The organism is Amycolatopsis sp. 3B14 (assembly GCF_050958625.1).
GTDB lineage: Bacteria > Actinomycetota > Actinomycetes > Mycobacteriales > Pseudonocardiaceae > Amycolatopsis_E > Amycolatopsis_E thermoflava.
Genome location: NZ_JBHZEN010000118.1, coordinates 1 through 9,538 on the forward strand (window position 1 = coordinate 1; position 9,538 = coordinate 9,538).

At 71.3% G+C, this 9,538-nt stretch carries 5 protein-coding genes and 1 pseudogene; 5 read left to right on the forward strand and 1 reads right to left on the reverse strand.

Going from position 1 to position 9,538, the window contains the following annotated elements; all coding sequences use genetic code 11:
- Positions 1–193 precede the first annotated feature (193 nt).
- Positions 194–3,892, reverse strand: a complete 3,699-nt coding sequence (locus ACCP09_RS39695; RefSeq protein ID WP_027934181.1) for a multifunctional oxoglutarate decarboxylase/oxoglutarate dehydrogenase thiamine pyrophosphate-binding subunit/dihydrolipoyllysine-residue succinyltransferase subunit — start codon at positions 3,890–3,892, stop codon at positions 194–196.
- Positions 3,893–4,140: 248 nt separating this feature from the next.
- On the opposite strand from ACCP09_RS39695, the gene ACCP09_RS39700 reads away from it, so the two are divergent.
- The 5 genes and pseudogenes from ACCP09_RS39700 to ACCP09_RS39720 form a co-directional block, all read left to right on the forward strand.
- Positions 4,141–4,659 (forward strand): YbaB/EbfC family nucleoid-associated protein, encoded by a 519-nt coding sequence (locus ACCP09_RS39700; protein WP_027934182.1) that lies wholly within the window; start codon positions 4,141–4,143, stop codon positions 4,657–4,659.
- Positions 4,660–4,667: 8 nt separating this feature from the next.
- Positions 4,668–5,045 (forward strand): type VII secretion target, encoded by a 378-nt coding sequence (locus ACCP09_RS39705; RefSeq protein WP_027934183.1) that lies wholly within the window; start codon positions 4,668–4,670, stop codon positions 5,043–5,045.
- Entirely contained in the window at positions 5,042–8,365 is a 3,324-nt protein-coding gene (locus tag ACCP09_RS39710; RefSeq protein WP_433754237.1) for a hypothetical protein, read from the forward strand. The genes ACCP09_RS39705 and ACCP09_RS39710 overlap by 4 nt, the downstream gene beginning before the upstream one ends.
- A gap of 22 nt (positions 8,366–8,387) precedes the next feature.
- Positions 8,388–9,227: an immunity 49 family protein gene (locus ACCP09_RS39715; RefSeq protein ID WP_123684955.1), complete on the forward strand. Its 840-nt coding sequence runs from the start codon at positions 8,388–8,390 to the stop codon at positions 9,225–9,227.
- A pseudogene (locus tag ACCP09_RS39720) lies at positions 9,224–9,538 on the forward strand (ferredoxin); the annotation flags it as partial. The gene ACCP09_RS39715 and the pseudogene ACCP09_RS39720, both read left to right, overlap by 4 nt.

Genomic DNA, 9,538 nt, shown 5'->3' on the forward strand with positions numbered 1-9,538 from the left:
AGCAGCGGCGTCAAGGCGGGAAAGAGTACCTTGACCCCGCTGATCGGCGACTAAAGATCGGCTGTGGATCGGGGGCGGGGGAGGTCTGGTTGGAATGGTCGGTGCTGTTTTCGTTGCCGGGCGGCGGTTTGGTGCAAAGAAAAGGCGCCCTCCCCTGGGTTTTGGGGGAGGGCGCCTTCTTTTTCTTGCTAGATCAGCTGAAGGCCTTGGCGATCAGTGCCTTCTGCTCCACCTCGTGCACCTTCGACGAGCCGGCCGACGGGGCGGCCATCGGGCGCCGCGAGACGACGTCCAGCTTGCCGAGCACGTCGGGGAACATGCGCGGCAGGTGGAGGCCGAAGAACGGCCACGCGCCCTGGTTCTCGGGCTCCTCCTGGACCCACACGACCTCGGCGCCGGTGTAGCGCTCCAGCGCCGCCAGCAGCTTCTTCTTCGGCAGCGGGTAGTACTGCTCGATCCGCACGATGGCCACATCGTCGGCCTCGCGCTTGGCCCGCTCGGCCACCAGCTCCCAGTAGAGCTTGCCGGAGGTCAGCAGCACCTTCCGGACCTTGCCGGGCTCCACCTCGGCGTCGTCGATGACCGACATGAACTTCGAGTCGCCGGTGAAGTCCTCCAGGCCCGACGTCGCCGCCTTGTTGCGCAGCATCGACTTCGGCGTGAAGACGATCAGCGGGCGCTGGATGCCGTCCAGCGCGTGGCGCCGCAGCAGGTGGAAGTAGTTCGCCGGGGTGGACGGGACCGCCACGGTCATCGAGCCCTCGGCGCACAGCGACAGGAACCGCTCGATGCGGCCCGACGTGTGGTCCGGGCCCTGGCCCTCGTGGCCGTGCGGCAGCAGCAGCACGACGTCCGACCGCTGGCCCCACTTCGCCTCACCGGACGAGATGTACTCGTCGATGACCGTCTGGGCGCCGTTGACGAAGTCGCCGAACTGGGCTTCCCACAGCACGAGCGCGTCGCTGTTGGCCACCGAGTAGCCGTACTCGAAACCGACCGCCGCGTACTCGGACAGGGCCGAGTCGTAGATCATCACGCGGCCCTGGTCCTCGGCCAGGTTCTGCAGCGGCGCGTACTCCCGGCCGGTCTTGCGGTCGATCAGCACCGAGTGGCGCTGGGTGAACGTGCCGCGCCGGGAGTCCTGACCGGACAGCCGCACCAGACGACCCTCGATCGCCAGCGAACCGAACGCCAGCAGTTCGCCGAAGGCCCAGTCGATGCCGCCCTCGCGGGACATCTTGTACCGCCGCTCCATGACCGGCTTGACGCGCGGGTGCGGGGTGAAGCCCTCGGGGACGTTGACGAACGCGTCGCCGATCCGCTCGATGACCTCGGCGGGCACCGCGGTCGGCACCTTCGCGGGCACCTGCTGCTCCTCCTCGACGGAGGGGCTCGGCGCGATCGGGTGCTTCTCCAGCTCGCGGACCTCGTTGAAGACGTGCTCCAGCTGGCTCGAGAAGTCCCGCAGCGCGGCCTCGGCCTCCTCGACGGAGATGTCACCGCGGCCGATCAGCGACTCGGTGTAGGTCTTCCGCACCGAGCGCTTCGTGTCGATGATGTCGTACATCGCCGGCTGCGTCATCGACGGGTCGTCGCCCTCGTTGTGGCCGCGGCGGCGGTAGCAGATCATGTCGATGACGACGTCTTTGTTGAACGCCTGGCGGTAGTCGACGGCCAGCTTGGCCACCCAGTGCGCCGCCTCCGGGTCGTCACCGTTCACGTGGAAGATCGGGGCGCCGATCATCTTCGCCACGTCGGTGGCGTACTGCGAGGACCGCGAGTGCTCCGGCGCGGTGGTGAAGCCGACCTGGTTGTTGATGATGATGTGCACGGTGCCGCCGGTGCGGTAGCCGCGCAGCAGCGCCAGGTTCAGCGTCTCCGCCACGACACCCTGGCCCGCGAACGCCGCGTCACCGTGCAGCAGCACGGGCAGCACCGAGAAGCCGCCGGTGTCGCTGTCGCCCTTGTCGAGGATGTCCTGCTTCGCGCGGACGATGCCTTCGAGCACCGGGTCGACGGTCTCCAGGTGCGACGGGTTCGCGGTCAGCGACACCCGGGTCTCGCCGTCGCCGAACATGCGGAAGTACTTGCCCTCCGCGCCCAGGTGGTACTTCACGTCGCCGGAGCCGTGCGCCTGGCCCGGGTCGAGGTTGCCCTCGAACTCCTGGAAGATCTGCGAGATCGGCTTGCCGACGATGTTGGCCAGCACGTTCAGGCGGCCGCGGTGCGGCATGCCGATGACGACCTCGTCGAGCTCGTGCTCGGCGGCCTTGTCCAGGACGGTGTCCAGCATCGGGATGACGGTCTCGCCGCCCTCCAGCGAGAACCGCTTCTGGCCGACGTACTTCGTCTGCAGGAACGTCTCGAACGCCTCGGCCGCGTTCAGCTTCGACAGGATGTACTTCTGGACGTTGGGGTCCGGCTTGGCGTGCGGAACCTCTACCCGGTCCTGGATCCAGCGGCGCTCCTCCGGGTCCAGGATGTGGGTGTACTCGACGCCGACGGTCCGGCAGTAGGAGTCGCGCAGCACGCCCAGCACGTCGCGCAGCTTCATCTTCTGCTGGCCGGCGAACCCGCCGACCGCGAACTCGCGGTCCAGGTCCCACAGTGTCAGTCCGTGCGAGAGGACGTCCAGGTCCTCGTGGCGGCGCTGGCGGTAGTTCAGCGGGTCGGTGTCGGCCATCAGGTGGCCGCGCATCCGGTAGGCGTCGATCAGCTCCAGCACCCGGGCGGTCTTGTCGATCTCGCCCTCGGGGATGTCGGAGACCCAGCGGACCGGCTCGTAGGGCAGCCGCAGCGACGTGAAGATGTCGTCGTAGAAGCCGTCCTCGCCGAGCAGCAGCTCGTGGATGCGCTTGAGGTACTCGCCCGACTCGGCACCCTGGATGATGCGGTGGTCGTAGGTCGAGGTCAGCGTCATGATCTTGCTGATGCCCAGCTTGACGAGGGTCTCCTCGCTGGTGCCCTCGAAGTGCGCCGGGTACTGCATGGCGCCGACGCCGATGATCGCGCCCTGCCCGGCCTGCAGCCGCGGCACCGAGTGGTTGGTGCCGATGCCGCCCGGGTTGGTCAGCGAGATGGTGGTGCCCGCGAAGTCGTCCGCGGTCAGCTTGTTGTTGCGGGCCTTCTTGACGATGTCCTCGTAGGCCTGCCAGAACTGGCGGAACGTCATGTTCTCGCAGTTCTTGATCGAGGCGACGACCAGCGTGCGGCCGCCGTCCTTGCCCTTCATGTCGATGGCGAGGCCGAGGTTCACGTGCTCCGGCGTGACGGCGTGCGGCTTGCCGTCGACCAGGGCGTAGTGCCGGTTCATGTTCGGGAAGTCCTGCAGCGCCCGCACCATGGCGTAGCCGATGAGGTGCGTGAACGAGATCTTCCCGCCGCGGGTGCGCTTGAGGTGGTTGTTGATGACGATGCGGTTGTCGGCCATCAGCTTGGCCGGGACCGCGCGCACGCTGGTGGCGGTCGGCACGGCCAGCGAGGCGTCCATGTTCTTGGCGATCGCGGCCGCGGCGCCCCGCAGCTGCTTGCTCTCCGGCTCGGCGGCGGCCGGCTTCGTCGCCGCGGCGGCCGGCTTCGCGGCAGCGGGCTTGGCGGCGGCCGGCTTGGCGGGCTGCGCGGCCGGCTTGGCGGCGGGCTTCGGCTGGGCGGGCGCGGCCGGGGCCGTCGCAGCCTGGTTGACCTGGCCGTTGCCCGGCTTGGCGGGCTGCTCACGGACGGGCGCGGGTGCGGCGTCCGGCTTCGACTCCGTGGTCTGCGTCGGCTTGAAGTCCGAGAAGAACTCGTGCCATGCGGCGTCTACTGAAGAGGGGTCGGCGAGGAACTGGTCGTACATCTCCTCGACGAGCCATTCGTTGGGGCCGAACTGTGACGCAGGGCTGCTGCTGGACACGGCAGGGACTCGCCTCTATCCATATCTCGATCTTGTTGTCCGCTTGATGCGCCTACCAGGCTAACCCCCTCGCGTTCGCCGTTGTGACCGAAGTGGCCCAAGTCCTGGGACTCGGGTTTGGGATTCCTCACTTGATCGGTCCAGCGTCCATCCGGGCGAGTATGGGACCTGCCGATACCGAGTACGGGGCCGGTGTGGAACCGGTACGGTCGCCGGGCCGTCTGCAGGAAGAGCGGAAGGGGGTTTCGGTGGCGGACCTGTCGGACATCGAGCGCATGGTCGGGGACTGGGAGCGCAACGCGGTCGAGCGGTCGCAGCGCTTCCAGGCGATGCAGCACGAGGTCGAGCAGATCTCGATCACCGAATCGGTGGCGAACGGGGCGGTCAGCGTGACCGTCGGCAACAACGGCATCCCCACCGACGTGCGCATGACCGACGCCGTCCGCGGCATGAGCCCGGACGAGATCGCGGCGAACGTGCTCAAGGCGATGCAGAAGGCCCAGTCGAAGTACCCGCAGGTCATCCAGGAGATCGTGGCCGGCACGGTGGGCGAGTCGGACAGCGCGGCGCAGCACATCGTGCGGACCGCGGCCGAGAACTTCCCGGAGGCCCCGCCGGAGGACCCCGAGCCGCCCGCGCCGGGCCGCCAGCTGCGGATCGAGAACGAGGCCGACGACGAGCCGCCGCGTCCGCCGCGCCGCCCGGCGCCGCCCCGGCGCGATGACGACGACGACTTCGGCGACCAGTCCTTCCTGCGACGCGACTAGGGGGAGCGATGACCAGCAGCTTCGCGCGGGGCGCGGGCACCAGGGCGGGCGGTTCCGCCGCCCGCGGCGCCGCCAACGGCTACGAGGTGCTCACCGACGAGCTCGGCACGCACGCGGGCAAGGTCGACGGGCTGGCGGAACGCTTGCAGACCGCTGTCGAGGCGGCCCGCCAGGTGAGCATGGACAACAGCGCGTTCGGGGTGATCTGCCAGCCGTTCGCGATGATGCTCGACCCGTTCGAACAGATGGGCGTCCGCGCGCTGGAGGTGGCGACGGAGTCGGTCAGCGGCACCGCGGGCAACGTCCGCACGACGGTCACCAACTACGACGGACAGGACGACACCACCCGGCAGACGGTCAAGCAGCTGGGTGAGCCCCTGACATGAGCAACCCGCTCGTCGCGCAGGCCCAGTCGCAGACGACCGCGGTCACCGGCATCGGGATCCTCGAGTCCGCGCAGGACCTGTCCAACGGCATCAAGGACGGCTCGTGGGTCGAGGGCGGGCTGGGCGCGCTCGGCACCGGTCTCGAGGTGCTGTCCATGGTCATCGACCCACTGGGCACGCTGGCGCAGTACGGGGTCGCGTGGCTGATCGAGCACGTGCGGCCGCTGAAGGAGGCGCTGGACTGGCTGGCCGGGGACCCGCCGGTGATCCAGTCGTTCGCCGACACCTGGGCGAACGTGGCCAAGGAGGTCGGCGCGGTCGCCGGTGACCTCAAGAACGAGGTCGAGGGCGGCACGGCGGGCTGGACCGGCCAGGGCGCGGACACCTACCGCCAGTCGGGCGCGGAGCAGGCCGAGGCGATCGCGGGGGCGGCGTCGCTGGCCGACGGCATCTCGACCGGCGTGATGATCATGGGGATGGTCGTCGGGTTCGTGCGCGAGATGGTGCGCGACATCGTGGCCGAGCTGGTCGGCAAGCTGATCACCTGGGCGCTGGAGGCGGCCTGCACCCTGGGCTTCGCCACGCCGCTGATCGCCGCGCAGGCCACGGCGGCGATCTCGTCGGCGGTGACGCGGATTTCGGACTTCATCCGCAAGCTGGTCAAGACCATCGGCAACGTCTCGCCGCGGATCAGCCGGATCATCGGCAAGCTGGACGAGATCATCCAGCAGCTGACCAAGATCGGCCGCAGGTTGGGGCGCGCGGACGGCTCGGCCCCGTCCGTACCGTCCGCCGGCGCCCGCAACGTCGACCTGCCGAACCTGGACGGCCCCCGGTCGCCGAGCACCGCCGCCCGTAGTGCGGACGCGCCGTCGTCGCCGGATGCGCCGTCCTCGCCGGACGGGCCCGGCCCGCGTTCGCCGCTGCGGAACACCGACGACGCCCCGGACACGCCCTCGCGGGCGCCCGACGCGCCTGCCCGGTCACCGGAGAGCGGGGGCCCGGCCCGGACACCCGCGCACTCGCCGGACGCGCCGGGGTCGCCGGACGCGCCGCACTCGCCCGGTGGGCCGCACTCGCGGGACGCAGCACGGTTGCCCGACGCTTCGGGCTCGCCCGGCGGGCGGCACTCGCCTGGCGCGCCAGATGCGCCCGGTGGGCCGCACTCGCCCAGCACACGGCACTCGGCTGACGGGCCGGACGCGCCTGTCGGCCCGCGCTCGCCCGGCGCGCCGGACGCGCCCAGCGGGCCGCACTCACCGGACGCGCCGGCGGGCAGGCCGTCCGCCGACGGTCCCTCCGGGTCGAGCGCTCCGCACAGCTCCGGGCAGACCTCCGCGAGTTCCGTCGCGCCCCCGGCCACCCCGCGTGCGCCGGCCGAGCCGGGGCCGGTGCCCTCGCCGCGCCAAGCGGACGCGCCGTCCAGCCCGCAGAGCCCGGGCGCCGCACCCGCCACACCCGCCTCGCCGAACGCGCCCGGCACACCGGCCTCGCCGTCCGCGCGCCCGGGCGGCATGTGGACCGGCACCCCGGGCACCCGCACGCCCGAGGTCGCCGCCCGCGGCGAGGCACCCGGCCGCACCCCGGATCCGCACCCCGCCGATCCGGACGCCCCCGGCCACGACGGCCCACACCAGGACGGTCCGGAACAGGACAGCCCGGACATCGCGCACGACCAGGACCCGCTGACTCCGGACGAGGTCAACCAGCGCCACGCCGAGCCCACCCCGGCCGGCACCTCCTACCACGCGGGCGACCCGGAAATGGGCGACCTGCCCCAGCGCGTCCGCCCCGACCCGGACGGCAGGCACACCGTCGACGTGCACGTGACCCCGGACGGGCGCGCCCGCATCGGCGACCGCCACTACACCCCGGAGGAGTTCGCCGACATCCTGCGGCGCAACCCGGGCTACGACGGCGGCCCCATCCGCCTGCTCGGCTGCGACAGCAGCACCAACGGCTTCGCGAACCGGCTGTCCCGCGAGCTGGACACCGAGGTGCTGGCCCCGACCAGGCCGGGCTGGAGCGACTCGCAGGGCCGGGTCTACTCCTCGGACTACGAGATCGGCCCGGACGGCACCCGGCGCCCGAAGATCCCGCCGACCGGGGAGTGGGAGGTCCACCGGCCGGACGGCACGACGTCCCGCGCCGGCGACGACGGCTTCACCCCGGGCACCCGGGACGCCGACAAGCAGGACGTGGACCCGGCCGACGCCCGCGACCGCGGTGACGAGCCGGACGACTGGCGCGACCGCCCCGGCCCGGACGGCCGCACCCCGCGCGAGAACATCGCCGACCCGAAGTACATCGAGGAGCACTACTACCGGCGGACCCGCGCGGACGGCGTGGAGGAACTGGTGGTCAACCCGAACCGGGTCGATCCGCGGAACCCGCCGCCGCCGCTCGACCTCGTCGACGGCAAGCCCGCCTTCAAGTCGGACCGGCCGCCGGTGGAACGGCTCGGGTTCGACGACGCCCGCTCGCGCGTCTACCCGCCCACCCGCCAGGCCGACGACCTCGCCGGCGCGCCGGATCCGTCCACACCGGACACTCCGGACACGCCCGCGACCCCGGACAGCCCGGCGACCCCCGACAACCCCGACCAGCCGGACTACCCCGACCACAGCCAGGACTGGCGCGACGAGGACTACGACGCGATCGACGAGAAGATCGCCGACCGCGAGGAAAAGATCGAGCGCTACCGGGAAACCCCGGAGGACGCCGACGACTGGGTCGACGCGCACAACCAGAAGAACGACGCCTCGGAAGCGCTCGGCGAACGGGCGGCCGAACACGCGATCCGCGACCGCGTGCACCGCGATTTCAGCGAGGCGTACCCGGACCGGCCGATCACGTTGCGCGAATCCCCGGACCACGGGCCGGGCAGCCAGCACTACCAGGTGGTCGACGCCGACACCGGCGACGTGTTGGGCGAGATCATCCCGCGCCACTCGACCGACGGTGGCAAACCCGGGTCCGGCAAGTTCGACCAGATCTGGGAGGTGCACTACCAGCCGGGTGAACCGCCGCACTACATCGTGCACGAGGCCAAGGGGCCGGGTGGCCAGCCCAGTTCCCGGTACCTGCCAGGGGAGAACCGGGTCGTGGCGCAGGGGCACCCGGACTACTTCGACGACGTGGCGAGCCGGATCCCGGACCGGGACCTCGCCGCGGAACTGGAACTGGCGAAGCTGGACAACCGGCTGGATTACGTGGAAGTGCGCGCGCTCGTCGACGAAACCGATTCCCCGCACGTGAACCTGGGATACGAATACAAGCCTTATCTGGGCTACGATTACCAACCGCCATTCGGCGAATAGACGACGTGAGGACAGCGACTTCATGACGACCGTTCCCCGGCACCCCGTCGACCGCGAGGCCGCGAGCCGTGAGGTGGAAGCCGCCGAGCCGAGGCTGGGGCAGTTCCTCGGCTACGTCGAGAAGAAGGCCGACGCGGTCGACACGGTCTTCCGGTGGGCCGGGCTGGTCGCGCGGAACCGCACGGTCCTCGATCCGGGCGCGTCGGACCCGGCGACGTGGCGAGCGTTCGACCTCACCGGGCAGGCGGCCGCGGCGACGTTCGCGATGGCCGGGGCGAGCGAGGGCACGGTCGGATACCAGTTGGGGGACAACCGGTTCCAGCTCCCGGCGACCGGTCCGGCCAGGCACGCGAACGCGGGCAAGTGGCTGACCGCGGTGTGGTACGCGGTGGTGCTGCGCGACGACGCCCGTGTCCAGGAGTTGTGCGCGGTGCCGCTGGACCTGCTCCGCGCCTCCGGCGTCGATCACGATCCATACGTGTACCCGTGGATCGAGTCGCTGCAGGCGTTCCTGCGCCGCGAGCGGGTGCCACCGTCGATGTTCACGCCCGCGATGGACGGCACCGACCCGGACTCGGCGCGCATCACGCCGCGGGGCGCGATGCTGCAGCTGGTGTACCCGCCGATCAAGATGTTCTACTACATCCTCCGCCGTGACGCGGAGCGCTTCAACGACGCCCTGGTGCAGGCGCTGGAGCTGCACCGCGAGTACTGGACGGCGCGGGACCGGGCCACCGACTCCGAAGGGTTCGTCGCGCTCGCCCCGCTGGCCGTCGCGGTGCTGGGGCAGGCCGTCGGGTTCACCCTCGACGTCGAGTCGGACTACCTGCCCGCCGGTCTGCTGTCCGGCTCGCGGCCGTGAACCAGCCGTTCGCGCCGCTGACGCCGCAGCAGCAGTGGCAGATCCTCGCCCAGGCCGGGCAGGTGCTCGCGGGCGCCGTGCCGCCGGGGTGGCGTCAGATGCGGGCCGAGTACCGCGCCGCCGGGCGGCACGTCGAGGTGGATGTCGCCGTCGTCGGGCCGGACGGGGTCGCGCGGCCGGTGCCGCCGCCCCCGCCGGTGGTCCAGTTGCTCGGGCGGCTGCGGGCCGGCATGTACCAGCCGGGCCGGGGGACGTGGCTCGCGGCGGGCGGCCCGGGTCGAACACCACCACCGCCGCGAGCCACGTCCCCC

Coding starts and splice junctions, on each gene's coding strand:
- ACCP09_RS39715 (WP_123684955.1), top strand. CDS start 8,388: ATGACGACCGTTCCCCGGCACCCCGTCGACCGCGAGGCCGCGAGCCGT.
- ACCP09_RS39710 (WP_433754237.1), top strand. CDS start 5,042: ATGAGCAACCCGCTCGTCGCGCAGGCCCAGTCGCAGACGACCGCGGTC.
- ACCP09_RS39705 (WP_027934183.1), top strand. CDS start 4,668: ATGACCAGCAGCTTCGCGCGGGGCGCGGGCACCAGGGCGGGCGGTTCC.